At 40.3% G+C, this 19,900-nt stretch carries 19 protein-coding genes and 1 tRNA gene; 10 read left to right on the plus strand and 10 right to left on the minus strand.

From position 1 onward, the window contains the following. On the plus strand, positions 1–280 hold a 280-nt coding region (locus BM266_RS07700; protein ID WP_139220608.1), incomplete at its 5' end, for a transposase. Between the two features lie 288 nt (positions 281–568). Here BM266_RS07700 and istB read toward each other — a convergent pair. The 5 genes from istB to rseP all read right to left on the minus strand — a co-directional run bounded on the left by istB (position 569) and on the right by rseP (position 7,819). Continuing rightward, on the minus strand, positions 569–1,288 hold the full coding sequence (istB, locus tag BM266_RS07705) for an IS21-like element helper ATPase IstB (protein ID WP_093407962.1): 720 nt from the start codon (positions 1,286–1,288) through the stop codon (positions 569–571). Positions 1,289–1,312: 24 nt separating this feature from the next. Next, positions 1,313–2,836, minus strand: a complete 1,524-nt coding sequence (gene istA, locus BM266_RS07710; protein ID WP_217648150.1) for an IS21 family transposase — start codon at positions 2,834–2,836, stop codon at positions 1,313–1,315. Between the two features lie 172 nt (positions 2,837–3,008). Next, the gene (locus tag BM266_RS07715) at positions 3,009–6,032 is read right to left on the minus strand and encodes a DEAD/DEAH box helicase (protein WP_394333121.1); all 3,024 of its coding nucleotides are present in this window, start codon (positions 6,030–6,032) and stop codon (positions 3,009–3,011) included. A 298-nt stretch (positions 6,033–6,330) separates the two neighbouring features. Further along, positions 6,331–6,404: transfer RNA gene (locus tag BM266_RS07720), tRNA-Asn, on the minus strand. Positions 6,405–6,502: 98 nt separating this feature from the next. Then, entirely contained in the window at positions 6,503–7,819 is a 1,317-nt protein-coding gene (rseP, locus tag BM266_RS07725) for an RIP metalloprotease RseP (protein WP_093407967.1), read from the minus strand. Positions 7,820–7,977: 158 nt separating this feature from the next. Here rseP and BM266_RS07730 point away from each other — a divergent pair, with 158 nt between their 5' ends. From BM266_RS07730 to BM266_RS17075, 4 genes are all read left to right on the plus strand, one after another. Continuing rightward, entirely contained in the window at positions 7,978–8,652 is a 675-nt protein-coding gene (locus tag BM266_RS07730) for an SCO family protein (protein ID WP_093407970.1), read from the plus strand. Positions 8,653–8,726: 74 nt separating this feature from the next. After that, positions 8,727–8,957 (plus strand): FeoA family protein, encoded by a 231-nt coding sequence (locus BM266_RS07735; protein WP_093408288.1) that lies wholly within the window; start codon positions 8,727–8,729, stop codon positions 8,955–8,957. Position 8,958: 1 nt separating this feature from the next. After that, a complete protein-coding gene (gene feoB / locus BM266_RS07740) occupies positions 8,959–11,061 on the plus strand; it encodes a ferrous iron transport protein B (RefSeq protein ID WP_093407972.1) in 2,103 nt (700 codons plus the stop codon). Positions 11,062–11,068: 7 nt separating this feature from the next. Continuing rightward, positions 11,069–11,215, plus strand: a complete 147-nt coding sequence (locus BM266_RS17075; RefSeq protein ID WP_175494779.1) for a hypothetical protein — start codon at positions 11,069–11,071, stop codon at positions 11,213–11,215. Position 11,216: 1 nt separating this feature from the next. Here the strand turns inward: BM266_RS17075 and BM266_RS07745 are convergent, their stop codons facing one another. The 3 genes from BM266_RS07745 to BM266_RS07755 are packed head-to-tail and all read right to left on the minus strand — an operon-like array spanning position 11,217 to position 13,151. After that, a complete protein-coding gene (locus BM266_RS07745) occupies positions 11,217–11,624 on the minus strand; it encodes a hypothetical protein (protein WP_093407975.1) in 408 nt (135 codons plus the stop codon). Positions 11,625–11,673: 49 nt separating this feature from the next. Then, entirely contained in the window at positions 11,674–12,495 is an 822-nt protein-coding gene (locus tag BM266_RS07750; protein ID WP_093407977.1) for a ZIP family metal transporter, read from the minus strand. 2 nt (positions 12,496–12,497) lie between these two features. Continuing rightward, on the minus strand, positions 12,498–13,151 hold the full coding sequence (locus BM266_RS07755) for a metal-dependent transcriptional regulator (RefSeq protein ID WP_093407980.1): 654 nt from the start codon (positions 13,149–13,151) through the stop codon (positions 12,498–12,500). A 96-nt stretch (positions 13,152–13,247) separates the two neighbouring features. On the opposite strand from BM266_RS07755, the gene BM266_RS07760 reads away from it, so the two are divergent. Continuing rightward, on the plus strand, positions 13,248–15,509 hold the full coding sequence (locus tag BM266_RS07760; RefSeq protein ID WP_093407982.1) for a TonB-dependent receptor: 2,262 nt from the start codon (positions 13,248–13,250) through the stop codon (positions 15,507–15,509). A gap of 2 nt (positions 15,510–15,511) precedes the next feature. Here the strand turns inward: BM266_RS07760 and BM266_RS07765 are convergent, their stop codons facing one another. Further along, positions 15,512–16,243 (minus strand): TerB family tellurite resistance protein, encoded by a 732-nt coding sequence (locus BM266_RS07765; protein ID WP_093407985.1) that lies wholly within the window; start codon positions 16,241–16,243, stop codon positions 15,512–15,514. A gap of 177 nt (positions 16,244–16,420) precedes the next feature. On the opposite strand from BM266_RS07765, the gene BM266_RS07770 reads away from it, so the two are divergent. From BM266_RS07770 to BM266_RS07785, 4 genes are all read left to right on the plus strand, one after another. After that, positions 16,421–16,831 carry a BrxA/BrxB family bacilliredoxin gene (locus BM266_RS07770; protein WP_093407987.1) on the plus strand — a complete coding sequence of 137 codons (411 nt, stop codon included), beginning with the start codon at positions 16,421–16,423 and terminating at the stop codon, positions 16,829–16,831. Positions 16,832–16,912: 81 nt separating this feature from the next. Then, positions 16,913–17,287 carry a hypothetical protein gene (locus BM266_RS07775; protein WP_139220609.1) on the plus strand — a complete coding sequence of 125 codons (375 nt, stop codon included), beginning with the start codon at positions 16,913–16,915 and terminating at the stop codon, positions 17,285–17,287. Between the two features lie 51 nt (positions 17,288–17,338). Beyond that, positions 17,339–18,070: a lysophospholipid acyltransferase family protein gene (locus BM266_RS07780; protein ID WP_093407992.1), complete on the plus strand. Its 732-nt coding sequence runs from the start codon at positions 17,339–17,341 to the stop codon at positions 18,068–18,070. 33 nt (positions 18,071–18,103) lie between these two features. Continuing rightward, positions 18,104–18,757: an HD domain-containing protein gene (locus BM266_RS07785; RefSeq protein ID WP_093407995.1), complete on the plus strand. Its 654-nt coding sequence runs from the start codon at positions 18,104–18,106 to the stop codon at positions 18,755–18,757. On the opposite strand, the gene BM266_RS07790 is transcribed toward BM266_RS07785, so the two are convergent. After that, entirely contained in the window at positions 18,754–19,827 is a 1,074-nt protein-coding gene (locus BM266_RS07790) for a PA0069 family radical SAM protein (RefSeq protein ID WP_093407997.1), read from the minus strand. The two genes, BM266_RS07785 and BM266_RS07790, sit on opposite strands and share 4 nt — an antisense overlap. Between the last annotated feature and the right edge of the window lie 73 nt (positions 19,828–19,900).

Below are 19,900 nucleotides of genomic sequence, written 5' to 3' on the forward strand. Positions count from 1 at the left end.
ATTGAGTGCCTATTTTGAGTATACGGCGCCCATTAGGAAGCTCATATATACTACTAATGCCGTAGAGGGTTTTCACCGGCAGGTAAGAAAAGTAACCAAGACCAAAGGAGCTTTCACTAATGATATGGCGTTATTGAAGCTGGTTTATCTGGCTACCCAAAGAATTGAAAAGAAATGGAACGCTCCACTGCAGAATTGGGGCTTGGTAGTTCAACAATTAGCCATTAAATTTGAAGGCCGACTGGAGTTGGATTTAGCAACCAATAAAACGAAAAGCTAAATTTTCCTCCTCCGGGGGTACCCCCGGAGGAGGAAGGAGACAGAGTTGAGCTAACACTCCCAAGAGGAGCTTTTTTAAGCTATCACCTTAAACATAAATTGAAAGGACCACAAGACTAAAATAATTGATAGTCTTTAAAATTAACAGGATAGCAAAATATTAATTCATTAAAAAAGTCTTTCCTCTAATGCGCTTTTCCAAATGGATATTCCGGTGATGCTGACCCCCCGTTCAGGCCATACTGACCCCCCTAAGGATTTTGGTCAAAAAGATAAGATAATGACAATATTACAGTTTTTTTCTTAGACTTTCTCCCTTCAATTCTATTCGATGAGAGGTGTGTACTAATCGATCTAAAATCGCATCAGCGATGCTTGCTTCCCCAATGATTTCATACCAGCTTGCCACTGGGAGCTGACTGGCAATAATGGTGGATGATCTTCCATGACGGTCCTCAATAATTTCCATTAGATCCATTTGCTGTTTTCTGTCCAGGTGCGCCAGTCCAAAGTCATCCAGGATCAACAGGTTTGCCTTTGCCAGCTTATCAAAGAATTTCAGGAAGCTCCCGTCAATACGGGTCATTTTGGTCTTCATCATTAACTTTTGGGTATTATAATAGAGCACTTTATGCCCCTGACTACAGGCTTGGTGGCCGAGGGCTGACGCGAGAAACGATTTGCCACAACCAGTAGCTCCGGTTAATAGGATGGATTCTCCTTTTTCAAGATAGGAGCCACTGGTGAGTTCTGTAATTTGTGTTTTATTGATCCCTCTAGAGGCATCCAGACTCAGCTCCTCCACGCTAGCCTGGTACCTGAACTGTGCACTTTTTTTCAGCCGTTCAAACCGGCGGTGGGTTCGGTCTTCTGCTTCCGCTTGCAATAAAACTTCCAGGCCTTCCCCGAAGGAGAGTTCGTGGTGCTGCCGGGTTTCTACCATGGCTTTCCAGCTGCTGTGCATGCCATTAAGCCGTAGCTGTGTTAATTGATTTTCAATGGTACTCATATGTGTATTAATTTAAAAGGTTACTTATTTATAAGATGATGCCCCACGGATATTCCCGTGGGAGGGCAGGGATTTTACCACAGGCTCCTCGGGGTATTCGGTCATCCGGTTTTCCAGGACTTGTTTTAAGAACTTGTAAGAGTAATTCTGATGTTCCAAGGCTATGTCGCAAGCTTTGGTAAATGATTCGAGGTTCGCTTTTCGAGCCAGGTTTAAGATGCCATCACAGGTTTTATAAAGCTGCTCTGGATATTTATCCTGTTTGAATAAAGCCTCCAAATACTGATACAGCGTCTCTGAATGATTATAGCCGCGTTGCAGGTAATACGTAGGGCTTCGTTCTTTGTAATACTGATGATGGGAACACAGGTGTTCCTTGCGGGTGGTATATCCACCTTTTCGGTGGTTCCTGGGATGGGTAGCAATTAGCTGTGCCTTGTGGTATATCTTTACCAGGGATCGGGTGTAGATCACCTTGACCTTCATCCCGATATAAGTGAAAGGGACACTGTAATAGTGCTTGTCCATACCCAGGTAAATATGATTGTTTTTAGCCACCTTATGCTCCCTGTAGTACTTCATCTCGAAGGGCTCCGCCGGTAATGACTGAAGAGTATGCTTTTCATCAGCCAGGAATTTCTCTTCCCTGCAATACGCTTTCTGTTGCATGCGGGTTTGGTTATGCTCCCTGACTTTTTGGGCAATGGCTTTGTTTAATGAAGGAAGGTCGAAGAAAGTGAGCTTGCGTAACTTGGCATATACCCGGCTATAGATAAGCTTCACCTGGTTCTCAACCAACGATTTATCCTGAGGTTTTCTGGGGCGTGCAGGGGTTACCGAAGTACCATAATGATTGGCAAAATCCTCCAGTGCCCGGTTAATATCTGGTTCATAGGGATTCGCTTTAATCACTGCAGCTTTAAGATTGTCCGGCACCAGAGTCTGGGGTATGCCACCTATTTGGTTTAAACAACAGCCCAGGGCATAGATAAAATCCTCTACTTTTTGACTAGGTACGGCAATAGCAAAACAATAGTCAGAGTACGGCAGGCAAGCTACAAAAACCTGGACTTTAATTTCCTCTCCGGTCTGCCTGTCAATATAGGATAGAAGTTTGCCAGCATAATCCACATAAAGTTTTTCTCCCGGTTTATGATCCAGTACCATGGAGGGCTTCCCGCTGCGGAGGTATTGCTGGATATGGTAACAGAACTGGCCATAGCTATAAGGATTTGGATTACCTGCTTTATATTCTTCCCATAGCACCTGTCGGTTAACACCTACTTTCTTAAGCTCTTTGCTAAAATAATCCAAGTGGGGTTTGAGCTGATCGTAACGCTCATCTTTATAGGCAGGGTTCCCAGGACATAATTTCCCCTCTAACACAGGATCTTCCAAAGCCAATAAAACTTCTATGGAAAAGTTGCTCGCTATAGCTTTATTAATATAATCCTTCACGGTATTTTTACTGACCGACAGGGCCTTGGCAATGGTTTTCTTACCTTTTCCCTGCTGGTGCAGGCGAAGTATTTGTTTTACTTGACTCATTGGTTTTGGTTTTCCAGCCATTAGTTATCTTTTTGATGGGATTCATCAAATAAACCAAAACCAGAAAGAAAATAGCCAGGGGGGTCAACATGCTCCCAAATAAATCATCCAGAGGGGTCAACATGCTCCGGAATAATTTAAAAATTCAGCTATCTTCTTTTTCTAAGGGGGGTCAGCATCCGCCAGAACGGCAGCTACCTATAAGGTGGGCTTTAGGGGGGTCAACATGCTCCAGTGTATCCATCCAAACAACAAAACCTTTGCGCTCATCGGAGTAATCGTGTACAATTCTGCTGAAATTACTTTTTGGTATTTCCAAAAAATGCTGCCGTCCTTTGTTTCGAATTAGACTTAAATCTTTATCAATAAAATTTATATTTTGTTTTAGACTTTCTATTTTTTTATCAAGATGCCAAATATAAGTTGCTTCTTCAGTATTTAATGTTTCTAATACTAAATGATACGCATCTTTTCCTGAAATCAGGAAAACAAAAGAAAAAGGTTGCAAAACAAATCTAAGCCTCAACGTTTCGATCTCATGTCTTGAAGCCAGATACTTTATTTGCCGGTAATGTTTTACATCTTTATTCTTTAAGAGATCATTAATTAAATCCTCGTCAGAATTATAAAGTGATAAATTGTCCCGCCCCTGTAAATTTTTCAAATCTAATAGATTTTCATCTTCGAAGTTGGAAGGCGTCTTTCCTAAAATATCTTTTTCAATGAAACGAAACCTTACACTTTCAATAAGATCTTGATTAATGCGCTCTATATCCTTGGAGAAAGCAGATAGAGCCACCAACACTTCATTTTCATATTCCACATAAATCTCTACTTCAACATATTTTGATTTTAATATCTTGGAAAAATAGGATTTAAGAACATCAAATTCCGGTCGTAACTCATCATTTTCAATTTCAAATTCGAGCGGTTTATCCATTTCTGAATCCTGATATTTGAAAGCAGCTGCTCCATAACGAAAATCCAATTCCTCAACGAGTATTCTTATTTTCTTATCGATTGTTAAAAGATGAGTGGAAGTCTTTGTATTTGTTTCATCATCAAATAAGGTCGCCTGCCTGTCAAAGTTCCGGTAATGCTTATTCCTTTTCAGAAAAAGACGATTTAAATAATCGATGTGATAATCACGGTAATCATATATCACCGGAGTAATCTCTGAGCGTTGTACCCTGCCAATATATTGGATTAGTTTTCCCTTAAACGAAAACGGATAGGCCAGAAAAAGAGAAGAAGCATTTTGAAGATCACTGCCCTCACCAAAAAATTGTCCGGTAGTAATTAAAACCTGGTAATTTCCTTCATTCAGTAATTTCCATTTGGTTTTACGGTTTGTCTCCGAATCTTCTCCACTTAAGGTTATAGATTCATAAGATTGTTTGAGATATTGGTTTAAAGCATCAATATGTTCCTTTCGCTCTGTGATAATAACTGCCTTTTTACCTAGCTTTAGCTCGGTCTCTACATCTTTTAGGATTAATCTATTTCTGGAAGAATCGTGTATGAGGATTTTTGATAAAGTTTCAAAAGCATCAGTTTTAGAATTAAACGGAATATTCAGAGAAGTGTTTCTTATCACGATCCTTGGGCGCCTGTATTCCTCTACATCATTAGGTTTAATCTCGGCAATATTCTCTCCTAAATAAGCAAACAGTAGCTTTTCATCACTTCCCTTACGAAAAGGGGTAGCAGTTAGCCCATATTGATAATAAGATGAAATTCCTGATATCGTATCTCTATAAGTTTTGGCAGGAATATGATGGCACTCATCAATTATCAAGATGCCAAAAGATTGGGTAAACTCTTTTGTTTCCTGTTTTTCAATGTATTTTCCCAAGCTTTGAATCATTGCAACGCTAATTTTTTTACCCAATTTGACTTTTCCTTGTCCTATTCTCCCGATTTCATTTTTAGGAATCCCCAAGAAGGCTATAATTCGTTCGATCCACTGTTCCATTAATTGTTTTCTATGAACAACTATAAGTGCTGGCTGCCTTTTTTCTGCAATAATCTTCAACCCTATAACGGTCTTTCCTGAACCTGGAGGAGCTGAAATAATTCCAAAATCTTTTTTTGCAGCTGCTTTAATCGCTAAATTTTGGTGAGATCGAAGATTTATATCACAATAGAACTCAACAGATGCTTGTTTTTGCCTGTTATCGTGCAAATCAAAATTCAACTGCTGCTTATTACAAAATCGAATTAACTTTCCAACAAATCCCCGGGGTAAAATTATCTCCTTTTCGGTATCTTCTATACAAGTGAAGTAAGGCTGTATGCCCCAGGTATTTTTTCCAGATTTCTTCTTGATAAAGAATTCAGAATTGGCAAAATTCAGGTTTTCCTTCAAAAAGTTAATTAAAGTTGAATTTATTCCGGTCTTATTCAAACGCAACGCATTACTCAGGTTTATTTGAAGTTTTTCTGAACTATTCTTTATTTCTGAATTATTTATTGTGGCAAGACCAAGTGAATTATATAATTGATCAAGATGTTCAATTGAAGTCTTTTGAATTGTAGTTAAGAAATTCTCCTGGTCAAAATAAGGTTCTAATCCCTTCGTAGACGGATCAACAAAACAGCTATTTCCTTCCTCTGTGGCAGGTTTATAGAATGGTAGGGCAATAAGGTTTCCCAATCCTTTCCCGGAGTGATAATCTTGGTTTGGAAATAACCGGTCAAAACTGGAGTTTTTCTCAAAAACGGAAAACAAATCCGCCTGTTCCATTAATCTGATTATAATTTTCCTGATTTTATATGCAGGATAAGCTTGGCTGAAAAATATCCATACGTGTCCACCATTTCCGGAACGGGATCTTTCTAAATACGCAGGAATGCCATTTTTAATACAAATTTCAATTAATTTCAGGCATTCTTGAATCCAATCTTGCTTATCGAAATCAGCAGCAATAAACCAAGAAGTATTGTCCTTAAGTAAGGGGTAGATTCCTATTAATTGTTTGCCGCTAAGATGTTTTTCAATTTGATAATCGGTTAATGGCTGGTGGGTTTTGTCTTTATAATCTTTAAACGAGCCTCCTTTCATCTTATGTAGCCGATACATATAAGGATCATAACTATATGTTGGCATGTAACCATTCTTTTTTCCTTTCTGCCAATGAATAGCAAATACATCTGTTCGTCCTTTAAATAATGATTTAATTAAATCTATTTCCATTAAACAGCAGCCTTTCTTTTAATCTAATAAACAGTGAGGTTTTAATTAAAAAACAACCATCTCAAAATAATAGAGGCTTGTTCATAAAATCTTAACGAAATATACATAAGGTTTCTACTAATAGGAAAAATTGAAAATTAATTTTCTTTACAGTTTTGAAAACGCCATAGGTTAGCTAGATCATCAGCTGGATCAGTCAAATTAAGGAAATTTTTGAATTATTGAAGTGTTGTACCTATGTTGTACCTACTAAAAAAAGAAAGCCACTCAATTTCTTGAATGGCTTGTCTTTACTCTGCTCCCCCTCAAGGACTCGAACCTTGGACCCTCTGATTAACAGTCAGATGCTCTAACCAACTGAGCTAAGGAGGAGTGTGTTGCTCTTTTGCGGTTGCAAATATAAACCAAATTTTAAATCACCACAAAACAAACTATAACTTTTTTCAGGTAATTTTTTCCAGCCTGAATTACTATTCAAATAACCAGCGATATACGTCATTCCCGTTGGCATAAAGTACTAAAGCGATCAGGATAAAGAAGCCTACCATTTGGGCGATTTCCATAAATTTATCGTTGGGTTTTCTACCCGTCACCATCTCATACAGCAGAAACACTACGTGCCCTCCATCCAAAGCCGGGATGGGCAAGATGTTCATAAAAGCAAGGATAATAGAAATCAGGGCCGTGGTGTACCAGAAGCCCTGCCAGTTCCAGGTGTCGGGGAACAATCCGCCAATGGCTCCAAAACCACCAAGTTGACTAGCTCCTTTTGAGGTAAACACGTATTTAAATTGGTATACATAATCCCGTAAGGTCCAGTAGCCATAATCAAATCCTTCTTTGATGCTTTCAGCCAGATTGTATTTTTGAGTTTTGATATCAAAGTTTGATTGTGGATAGAACCCGAATTTTCCTTCTTCATCAGGAGTGACCATTACACTCTTAATCTCGTCATCACGCTTAAATACAACCTCGAGCTCCTTACCTTTATTTTCATTAGCAATAGGCGCTAATTCGTGCCAGTATCCAATTTCCTGTTCGTTTACCGAAATAAGGCTATCTCCCTTTTTTAATCCGGCTATTCCTGCAGGGTTTTCGGTGAGTACACTATCCAGGATTGGCCTTTGTATTGGGATAAATGGTTGCATTATTCCCTTTTCCCACATACTTTCTCCAATATTTTCAGGGATACTAATAACTTCCTGCTCCCCGTTTTGATGCAAAACAGTGATAGTATTCACATCACGCATAAAAAGATGCTTATTGACATCTATGCTATTCTGGAAATCCTTTCCATTAACCTGTAGAATTCGATCTCCATCCTTAAAACCATATTCTTTAAATTCATCAACAATTGCAAAACCTTCCGGCATTTCTTCGGCTCCAACATAATTCTCTCCCCAAACGAACATTATCATGATAAAGATCAGGAAACCAAGTACCAGGTTAACGGTAACGCCGCCAAGCATAATAATAAGTCGTTGCCAGGCCGGTTTACTTCTGAATTCCCATGGTTCAGGAGGTTTTTCCATCTGTTCTTTGTCCATGCTCTCGTCTATCATTCCTGATATCTTCACATAGCCACCCAGCGGCAACCATCCAATTCCGTATTCGGTACCCCCTATTTTTTTCTTAAAAAGGGCGAATTTTACATCAAAGAACAGGAAGAACTTTTCTACCCTGGTTTTGAATATTTTGGCGGGGATAAAATGCCCCAGTTCGTGCAGCACAATAAGTAAGGACAGGCTCAACAATAATTGTATCGCCTTAACTAAAAATGGATCCATTCTTTACTCTTCAAATTTTTAAATCGCACAAAAGTAACCTTTTAAAAACTCCTAAAAAAGTTAATCTGAAACAGCCGCAAACGAATTTCTGAAATTTTAATCCAGACTATGCGACTAATTGAGCGCCAGCCATTAATTTTGCATTCAATCCTAAAAATATGATCCAGTTTTTTGCCAAATTTAAAACCTTAGCCATAGTTCTGGCTATTCTTTCGGTAATAATCATTTCTGCTATTTATACACTTCTGAAACCTGAAGAGCGTCTGCCCATATTTCAGCCCGACATGGTAAATGCTGAACTGGTAGACACTACCGTACAGCACGTCAGGAAATACCATACTGTAGCCGATTTTAAACTGATAAACCAAAACGGAGATACCATCACCCAGGATTTTTACCAGGACAAAATCTATGTTGCAGATTTCTTCTTTACCACCTGCCTGACCATCTGCCCCGTAATGACCGACCATATGTTGCAGATTCAGAAAGAGATAAAAAACGACCCTGAAGTCTTACTGCTCTCCCATACCGTTTTCCCAAAAACCGACTCTGTACCGGTACTTAAAAAATACGCTGAAGAAAAAGGAATCATAGATGAAAAATGGAACCTGGTCACCGGCGATAAAAAACATATCTATGAATTGGCCCGGAAGTCTTACCTGGCCTCAAAAAGCGATGGAGATGGCGGCCCTTACGATATGATCCATACCGAAAATTTTGTTTTGGTAGATAAACAAAAACGCATTCGCGGATTCTACGACGGAACCGATCCTGAAGCCATTGAAGATCTGATGGATGATATAAGAATTCTAAAAGCAGAATACGCCGATTAAGTTTTTAAGGCTCAAACTTTTCTGCTTATGTAATTTGCAGTACTTTTGTCTTGTTTAAAATGAATCTAAATAAAGTGAAGCTCACTCTGGCTCAATTAAGATGCGGACAACGCGGGATTATCAAGGACTTTTCAACCGAAGATGTTCCGCTAAAACTTCTTGAAATGGGTTGTCTTCCCGGCAATGAAGTTGAAGTCATACAAACCGCTCCTTTTATGGACCCTATGTATCTCAATGTTAATGGTAGCCATCTCGCTATTAGAAAAGAGACCGCTTTACATATAGAAATAGAGCTTATCGATTAATATGAGCAAGCAGATCAATGTCGCCCTTATAGGAAATCCCAATACCGGAAAGACCTCAGTGTTTAACCAACTCACAGGTCTAAATCAAAAGGTAGGTAATTATCCAGGTATCACTGTTGAAAAAAAAGAAGGGATCTGTAAACTCCCGCGGGGGCTCAAAGCCCATATAATAGATCTTCCAGGTACATATAGCCTCAATGCTTCTTCCCTTGATGAAAATGTAGTTATTGAACTGCTCCTCAACAAGAATGACAAAGATTATCCCGATGTAGCTGTGGTGGTAAGCGATGTGGAAAACCTAAAGAGGAATCTTTTGCTTTTTACACAGGTAAAAGATCTGGGAATACCTACCATTCTAGTGGTGAATATGGCTGACAGGATGGAGCGAAAAGGAATTTCACTGGATGTTGAACGACTGGAAGAAAAATTACGCACCAAAATAGCCCTGGTAAGCGCAAGAAAAAACACCGGTATTGACGAGCTTAAAGAGTTCATCATAAATTACAAGCACCTTTCCACCGAACCTTGTGTAAACGCTTCAGTGATAGATCCCGAATATTTTGATGGGCTGCGCAGTGCTTATCCCAATCAGTCCCTCTACAAGTTGTGGTTGGTGATCACACAAGATGTGAATTTCGGGAATCTAAGTCGCAATGAACTGGCAAAAACCTCAGGCTTTCAAACTAAATCTGAAAGTGACCTGAAAAGGCTTCAGCAGAAAGAAACAATTTTGCGCTACCAGTTCATCAATGGGGTCCTTAAAGAAGCCATGAGTGTAGATGCCAGGGCGGCAAAAGACCTACGTGCCAGATTAGACCGCGTTCTAACTCATAAAATATGGGGCTATGTGATTTTCTTTGCAATCCTGCTTCTCATTTTTCAGGCGATTTATAACTGGTCGAGTTATCCTATGGATATGATTGATGTTGCCTTCGCCCAGTTTAGTGAATGGACAAAAAACAATCTGCCTGCCGGTGCTTTCACCAGCCTTATCGCTGAAGGAGTAATTCCCGGGTTAGGCGGGATCGTGATCTTTATCCCCCAGATTGCCTTTTTATTCCTTTTTATCTCAGTTCTGGAAGAAAGTGGTTATATGAGTCGGGTGGTTTTTCTTATGGATAGAGTAATGAGGCGTTTCGGGCTAAGTGGAAAAAGCGTAGTTCCCTTGGTATCTGGTACCGCCTGTGCTATTCCCGCAGTAATGGCCACCAGAAATATCGAAAGTTGGAAAGAAAGGCTTATTACTATTCTGGTAGTGCCTTTTACCACTTGTGCGGCAAGATTGCCCGTGTATCTTATCATAATAGCCCTGGTAATCCCAGACCGCAGTGTCTGGGGATTTAACCTTCAGGGTCTAACCCTTATGCTACTTTACCTCATTGGTTTTGGAACGGCAATAGCTTCAGCCTGGATTCTGAATAGAATTCTTAAAATAAGCTCCAAAAGCTATTTCGTGATAGAAATGCCCAATTACAAACTTCCTATGCTGAAAAACGTAGGAATTAATGTTGTAGAAAAAACAAAATCCTTTGTCCTTGGTGCCGGAAAGATCATCTTGGCGATCTCTGTTGTTCTTTGGGTATTGGCCAGTTATGGCCCCGGCGAAAAATTCAGTAATGCTGAAGAGATCGTAAGCGTTAATTATTCAGAAGAAAACCCTGTTTCAGAAGCAGATCTTGATGAGGAGATCGCTTCTTTTAAACTGCGTAACTCCTATATAGGGATTATGGGAAAAGGCATTGAACCAGTGGTGGCTCCTCTGGGCTACGACTGGAAGATAGGAATAGCTATCATAAGTTCTTTTGCTGCCCGGGAGGTTTTTGTGGGTACCCTGGCTACAATTTACAGCGTTGGCAGTGATGAAGAAGAAACTATTAAAAACCGAATGGCCGCTGAAACAAACCCCATTTTAGGCGGACCCTTGTTTACCTTTGCCAGTGGGATAAGTTTATTGCTTTTCTATGCTTTTGCTATGCAGTGTATGAGTACCCTCGCTATTGTTAAACGAGAAACCAACACCTGGAAATGGCCTTTATTTCAGCTCGTAGGGATGAGTGTATTTGCTTATATTATTGCTTTAACGGCATTCCAACTATTAAAATAATTTTATTATGGAACTACTTCAGAATATATTGGTTTTAATAAGCTTCCTTTTTGCTTTGGGATATTTGTTCACCAAACTAATCTGGACGCCCTCCTTTTTAACCAAAAAGAAAACCACTAAATCCTGTGGGGTTTCCGGCTGTGGCTGTGATTAAGCTATATCTCTGCAGACCCTGAAACTTCAATGTAGAGGCTGTAGTCTGAAGCTGCGATCTTCCCGGAAATTTCAGGATAAGGACTTAAACGAAGTGCCGAAATATTAAATATATTTTCTCCCAGTAAATCGGAGGGTAGATTCCGGGATGCTCCCAGACTTATAACCCGCTCTTCGAGTAATTTTCCGTTTTCAAAAATTTCAACCAATACTTTAGCCTCCCCTGCCCAGATACAGGTGGTACCTTCTGGACAACGGGAGTCAGAAATCACTTTTTTAAACTTTAGACTTTTGCCTTCTAAAGTAAATGTTTGACCGGGAGCTAGTGAGGAGTAAAGATGCTCCGGGCCAGGTGTGCTTTGCGAGAATCCAAGGCTGGTCACAAAAAACAGAAAAAGAAAAATTCTCATAAGTACTATTAATATTAAAGCCGCTTCGTTTTTCCTGATGTTGCAAATATTAACCCAAACCTACATCCAGGGCCATCATTACCATAAACCCGAGGATAAAGCCCATCGTGGCAATATCAGTGAATCTTTCCTGCTGCGACTCGGGAATCACTTCCTCTACCACCACAAAGATCATCGCTCCTGCTGCGAAGGAAAGCGCATAAGGCAGGATGGGTTCAAAAGTCATCACAGCCCAGGCACCAAGCACTGCGGCAAAAGGTTCCACAATTGCCGATAGCTGACCGTAGTTGAAACTCTTCCATCGGCTTAATCCCTGTCGGCGTAAAGGCATTGCCACTGCAAATCCTTCAGGAAAGTTCTGGAGACCGATTCCTATCGCCAGGGCCACTGCGCCACCAATACTGGCTCCCTCAAAACCCATGGCAGCTCCGCCAAAAAGAACCCCAACAGCCAAACCTTCCGGAATATTATGTAGTGTTATTGCAAGCGTGAGTAAGGTAGATTTATGCCAGGGCGTTTTTATGCCTTCCTTTTCACTCATTTGAAAGTTAACGTGAAGGTGAGGCAGAATTTTGTCTAATCCGAAAAGAAATAATGCCCCCAGACCAAAACCTATAAGCGGCGGAACGGTTTTTTCAAAGCCTTCTCCCGGACTCATTTCTATTCCCGGGGCCAGCAAGCTCCAAAAACTCGCTGCAACCATTACTCCCCCGGTAAATCCCAGCATCCCATCAAAGAATTTACGGTTTAATCCTTTAAAAAGAAAAACCAGTGAAGCGCCCAATGCAGTTAATCCCCAGGTGAACAAGGTGGCTAGAAAGGCTGCTAAAATCGGATCTATACTTTCAAAATAGTCTATAATATTTTCCATATTCACATTTTAATAAACAGGTTTCCGGAGATTGCCTGGGATATCCTAAGCTCTTCCCCGTCTATAACTATCAACATAGAATTATCAAAATCTTCTATATCTTTTACTTCTACCGTTTTTCCCAGTGCGATTTTGTTTTTATCGAGATATCTAAGAAAATCGGCAGAGGTATCTTTTACTCCTACACAAATTCCGGTTTGCCCTTTGTCCAATTCTGAAAGCAGGAGCTTATTGGAAACCGAAAAATTACCTTCAGCATCCGGAATTGGATCGCCGTGGGGATCACGTTTGGGAAAGCCCAGAAATTTATCAAGTTCACGGGTTAACTTTTCAGATTTTATATGCTCGAGTTGTTCGGCAACATCATGCACCTCATCCCAGTTAAAATTTAATTTCTCTACCAGGAAGAATTCCCAAAGCCTATGTTTTCGGATTACCTCAATGGCGGTTGCCCTGCCTTTTTCGCTAAGCTTCACGCCCTGGTATTTTTTGTAGATCACCAGTTGCTTATCTGATAGTTTCCTGATCATATCGGTTACCGAAGAAGCCTTGGTCTCCATCTCTTCGGCCAGGGCATTGGTACTCACCCCTCCCTTATACTTACGTTCCAGGTGAAAAACAGCTTTAAGATAATTCTCTTCTGAAAAACTAAACATATATGATTTTTAAAGAAGCAAAAATACATTTTTTATTTGATCTTATCAATTTTTTAGATTAGACTAAATATTTTAATTAGTTTTGCCTAAAAAAAGATGAGATCTCTAATAATTGTCCTCCTTGTTTTCTGCGGAAATATATCCACTGCTCAAACTATAAGTGGTAAAGTAGGAGATAAATCGGGGGAGCCCGTTGCTTTGGCCAATATCTATCTGGAAGATTCAAAAAAAGGTACCACTACCGGAAAAGACGGGAAATATATTTTAAGGAATATTAAAAGGGGTAGTTATCAACTGGTGATAAGTGCCATGGGTTATAAGACCATTAAAAAGGGAATAACAATTTCAAAAGATCAAATTATTAATGTTACCCTGGGAGAATCGAAAGATCAGCTGGATGAAATTCTTATTGTAGATACCCAAACCGGTTTAACCCGGAAAACACCCTATAATGTTTCTACTATTAGTATGCAGGGGATAGAAAACAAAGGTAATCCCAATGGAATGATGGGTAGCCTTAGAGAGCTCCCAGGGCTTTACGGAGCCGAATTCGGCCAGGGAATTATTAAGCCTTTCATTCGTGGACTTGGATTTTCCCGGGTTGTCACTATTTACCAGGGCAATAAACTGGAAAATCACCAATGGGGTGCAGATCACGGCTTGGGAATTAATGATCTTGGTGTGAAACGCGTAGAAGTGGTTAAGGGCCCGGCATCGGTATTATATGGATCGGGTGCTCTGGGAGGAGTATTGCTGGTTAAGGATGAAGATAATTTTATGAATTCAGAAAAAATTACGGGCAGTATTGGCAGCACCTATAATAGTGTTTCCAGGGGGATTAGAACTTACGCTTCAGCGGGAAAATCTTTTAAAAATGACTTGTTCTTTGCTGTGGATATGGCAATGGAGAACCATGCCGATTATCAGAATGGTGATCAAAGAATTATTGGCAACAGCAGGTTTAACTCAAAAAGCCTTCGCCTACATTCCGGAGTGAAAAAAGAAAATTTTGAAAATAAATTGGCTTTTACCTATAATGACCAGGACCTGGGTATAATTCATGATGAAGAGATGTTGCCTTCAGAAAGTCTTGCAACTACACCCAATGACCGCAAAATGCAGTTGCCATTCCAGGAAGTTTCCGATTATCTTTTCTCTTATAACCAGGAAACAAAAAATGAACAGTTTGAGACATCTTTACACATTTCGCGTCATTTTAATGAAAGGCGTGAAATAGAATCGGCAAGGGAGCTTATTGACCTCGGATTAAAGCAAAATCATACTTTTTTCAATGCCCGTTTGAGTCTGCCAAATGGAAAAATAAAACACAGTTTTGGAGTTCAAGGGAGTTTTGTGAAAACCAAAAATTTCGAGAATTCAGAAGATTTCCTAATCCCGGATGCCGGTGTTTTTGAAAGTGGAATTTATTATCTCGCCAGCGCTTCTCTGGATTCCTGGTATGTACAGGGTGCCCTGCGATATGATTACCGCCAGGTAACTGCCGATGCCACTGCAGCATATCTTATCGCCGATGAATTTATCCTGCCCGGCAATCCTGAAAACCGCAAGCTTATCAGGGAATTTGGAGGGCTCACAGGCTCCCTTGGAGCAACAAAAACTTTTAATAACCAACAGCAACTTAAGCTTAACTTTTCCACCGGATTTCGCGCTCCGGACCTGGCCGAACTTTTTTCCAATGGGCCACATCCCGGAACCAACAGGTTTGAAAAAGGGAATGACACATTTGGGCGGGAGCAAAGTTACCAAGTAGATGCAACCTATTCTTTCAGAAAAAATAAATTCCAGGCTAATGTCTCGGTCTTTGGAAATCTGGTAGAAAACTACATTTTCTTTACAGCCTCCTTAGAGCAACCACCTGAAAATAATCAGGAGATATGGAGTTATCTCCAAACAAATACAGGCTTCTACGGCATGGAATTCGATGTAAAATATAACTGGTTGAACGAAAACCGACTCGAAACATCGGTTTCCGGAGCGTTTGTGCGAGCCAGAGATCTGGATGCAAGGGAAAATCTTAGTTTTATCCCACCCGATAATTTTAATCTGAAAGCTACCTATTATGCGCTTTCAGATAAAAGTATGACCATTTTCTCCAGGCTTCGAATAATAAGTGACCAAAACAAGACTGGTCTAAACGAAGAAAAAACTCCGGGTTATACTCTGTTGAATCTGGGTGTAAACAAAAAATTCAGGTTTGGAAAGAATTCTCTGGATGCAGGCTTTACCATCCACAATGCTTTAGATAAAACCTATGTAGATCATATGTCTTTACTAAGAGCTTTTAATGTAAGCAGCCCGGGAAGAAATATTATGCTGAATTTGAAATATGACTTTTAAAGCTACATCCCGCGTTCCTTCTGGATCTGCTCGTAAGCTTCCTGCACTTTATTGAATTTTTCCTGCGCCCCTTTCCGGTAGGCTTCATCCATATGCCCAAGCTTATCGGGGTGGTATTTTTTCACCATATGACGGTAAGCTTTTTTCACCTCGTCATCACTTGCTGACTTTTCGATCTCCAGGATTTTATAAGCATTATCAGCCGATTTGAAGAACATAGCCTTCAGACTTTCAAAATCCATGCGGCTTATACGCAGAAAACCAGCAATCTCCTGGATGGCACGGGCTTCGGCTTCACTCACCCGGCCATCGGCCTGGGCTATTCCGAAGAGAAAGTGAATGATTTGCAAGCGAGCCGGATATTTGGTTCTGGCAGCGAGGTATTGCGAAATGCGCGAGGCAGAAATCTCCCGATCCTTGATAAGATCATTAAAAGTTCTGAAGGTGGCATTAGCATGCTCCTTTCCATAGGCCTGTACAAAATAGGACCGCACGTAGTCGAGTTCCTTTTGGGTTACATTACCATCGGCTTTTATCACTATGGAACACAGCGAAAGCAGGTTGAGTTCAAAATCTCCGGGAGAGACCTTTTTTTCCTCCTGGCTGAACATTCTCCGCATCCCAGGCCCCGAGCGTGTCCAGTTATCTATTACCGACCCAATTATAAATCCCAGGATCGCTCCACCAAAGCGGAAATACATATAACCCAGGACCGCAAGTACCCATTTAAACATCAAGCTAATTTTAAGTAAGCGGCAAAGATACTATTTTACCAAAGTTTAACCGAATGCCAGCCTACTGAATGTAATTGACATAACCTATTCACCTATAATAAATTGAGATATGCTCAGCTTAAGTTAATTTGGTATCTTTGCTTTTCATAAAAATTTTAATACAAAAACAAATAATATATGTACCCAGCAGAGTTAGTAAAACCAATGCGCGAAGATTTGACCAGCATAGGTTTTGAAGAATTGCACAGCGTAGAAGATGTAGATGCCGCAATGAAGAAAGAAGGAACTACCCTGGTGGTAGTTAATTCGGTTTGTGGCTGTGCCGCTGCAAATGCCCGTCCCGGTGCAAGACTATCGCTACAAAACGCAAAAAAACCAGATAACCTTTATACAGTTTTCGCCGGTGTAGATAAAGAAGCTACCACCCAGGCCCGTGATTATATGCTGCCTTTTCCTCCCTCTTCGCCATCTATGGCACTTTACAAGGATGGAGAATTAGTTCATATGCTCGAGCGTCATCACATTGAAGGACGCCCGGCCGAGATGATCGCTGAAAACCTAATGGCTGCCTATAACGATTTTTGCTAATAGAAAGTAAGCTATAAAAAAGGCCGTTTGCGATGCAGGCGGCCTTTTTTCGTTTTATATTTATGCTGAAAAAACTTCCTTATGAGAATGCTGGTGATTTTTATTTCAATTTTTCTTTCAATTTCGGGCTGCGATAGTAACGAAAATTCACAGCAGGCAGATCGGAAAGAACTTGATCTTCAACTTGAGGAGATAAAAGATTTCATTTCCCGGGAATCCTGTGATGAAGAAAACCGCTGCGATTTTATAGCCGCTGGCAGCAAGGCCTGTGGCGGACCCAAAACCTATCTGCTATTCTCTTCCTCAATAGACAGACAAAAACTGGAAGAATTAGTTGAGAACTACAACAAAGCCGAATCTGATTTTAATCGAAAATATGGGATCGTTTCAGATTGCATGTTAGTCACTCCTCCGGAAAAAATTGGTTGCGTGAACGGAAAATGTGAAACCCTTTAACATTTTTAAATTTTGGGCTTAAATATGTACTTTAGCCCCATAATATTTAAGATGAAAAAAATACTTTCTTACCCATTATCGGTACTGTTTTATATCTTCTTTTTTCTAACCCTTTTGGTTTTTCATCCAATACAATGGATAAGTCTGAAACTTGGTGGTTATCAACCGCATAAGAAAAGCGTGGATATTTTTAATTTATTCCTTATGCGCTGTCTTAACCTTCTCGGCACGCGCTTTACCTTTAATAACCCGTACGATATTCCTACAGACAAACCCTGTATTATTGTAGCTAATCACCAGGGAATGTATGATATTCCACCCATAATATGGTATATGCGAAAGCATCATGCCAAATTTGTCAGCAAGAAGGAATTGGGACATGGCATCCCGAGTATTTCATTCAATTTAAGACACGGTGGTTCAGTATTAATTGACCGTAAAAACAAACGGGAAGCCATGGTGAAAATGGCAAAATTCGCCGATTATCTAAACAAGACGAAACATTCTGCCGTAATCTTTCCCGAAGGTACCCGAAGCCGAACAGGGGAACCAAAGAAATTTGCCGTTAGCGGACTTCAGTTACTGTTTAAAAAAATGCCTGATGCGCTTATCGTCCCTGTAACTATCAACAATTCCTGGAAATTATTTAAGCACGGCAATTTCCCTATGGAACCCGGAGTCCATGTTACCTTAAAGGTTCACGAACCTATCCCGGTTAATTCAGACGACGCTGAGAGCCTTGTAGCAAAAGTAGAGCGAACCATCATCGCAGATATTAAATAGGAACGGATTATTGATTTTCAAAAACCTCCCTCTATGAACAAACCAGAAGTAATCAAGAACACCGTTGAATTTGTGCAAAAAACACTGGCCGATGCCGAGGGCGGCCACGATTGGTTTCATATACAAAGAGTATACAATAATGCTAAACTAATTGCCGAAGGAGAAAACGCCAACAGATTTATTGTAAAACTCGGTGCCCTGCTACACGACATCGCCGACTATAAATTTCACAATGGCGACGAAAGTAAGGGCCCTAAAATGGCTTCTGAATTCCTCGGAACCCAGGCAGTTCCCGAAGAGGAAAAAAATCACGTTATAAAGATCATCGAGAATGTCTCCTTCAAAGGTGGAAATGAAAAGCAAAGCTTCCATTCTATTGAATTAAAAATCGTGCAGGATGCCGATAGGCTTGATGCTCTAGGCGCAATTGGCATTGCCCGCACTTTCAATTATGGCGGTTTTAAAGGTCGCGCTTTATATGATCCGGGAATCAAACCAAACCTGAATATGACAAAAGAGGAGTACAAGGCCTCGGCTGCTCCTACTATTAATCATTTTTACGAAAAACTACTCTTGCTTAAAGACCTTATGAACACCGAAACCGGCCGGGAAATTGCCGAAGAACGACATAGGTTTATGGAGAATTATCTCCAGCAGTTTTACAACGAGTGGGACGGTCTCACTTAGAATAATTTCATTTGCCCATCTTTAAAGCTTTCGTGTAGTTTACAGTTCAGCTTAATTCTTTCTTTATCTGAAAAGTATTTTTTTCTTGCGAGCTTAAACTGCTGCGCAACCTGACTAGCGAATTCCCCCTCCCCTTTCATTCGTGTTCCAAAACGGCTATCATTAAGATTCCCGCCGTGAATATTTTTTATTTGATTTAGCACCTTATCAGCTCTATCGGGCATGGTTTTTTTAATCCAATCGGTAAAGATTTCTGCTATCGCACCGTTCAGGCGAACTATGGTATAGCCCAGGCTCAAGGCTCCTCTTTCTGAAATTTCTTTGGCCAAAGGCATAATCTCATGGGAATTTATAGCAGGAATTATGGGTGCCATCATTACATTCACCGGGATGTTGGCCCGGGAAAGTATTTCAATGGTTTCCAGTCGTTTTTTGATACTGGCCGTACGTGGTTCCAGAATCCTTCGGGTTTCTTCAGAAAGGGAAGTTACACTAAGTGTAACGCTTACCAGATCATCTTCTGCCAGCTCGCGAAGAATATCCATATCCCTTTGTAACAAAGCGTTTTTGGTAATTATCCCTACCGGATGTTTATACTTTAGAAAAGTTTCCAGCAACTGCCGGGTGATCTTCAGTTTTTTTTCAATGGGTTGATAACAATCGGTATTTCCGGAAAGAATAATTGGTTTAGCTTCCCATTTCCTGCTTCGGAATTTCTTTTCGAGTAATTCTACCGCCTTCCTTTTAACCAGGATCTTTCTTTCAAAATCAAGGCCGGCGCTGTAACCCCAGTATTCATGAGAATTACGTGCATAACAGTAAATGCAGCCGTGCTCGCAGCCCTGGTAGGGATTAAGTGAGTATTCCATTCCAACATCGGGACTGGTTACTTTGTTTACAATGGTTTTTGAGAAAGTATCAATTAAAACCGTATTGTTATTCTGTACCTCATCCCCTTCTGCCGCACAATAATTCAGAAAATCATCCCGAAATTCGTGCTGCTGCGCCTCGAACTTATTGGATACATTCAGTTGCGCTCCTCTTCCTTTTATGAATTCATTTTTGGACATATTACAAAAATATGGAATATATCCATTTAAGGAAATTAGAGGATAAATTTAACAGGAAACTTAAGAATATAGA

It is taken from the genome of Salegentibacter flavus (genome assembly GCF_900115145.1).
GTDB lineage: Bacteria > Bacteroidota > Bacteroidia > Flavobacteriales > Flavobacteriaceae > Salegentibacter > Salegentibacter flavus.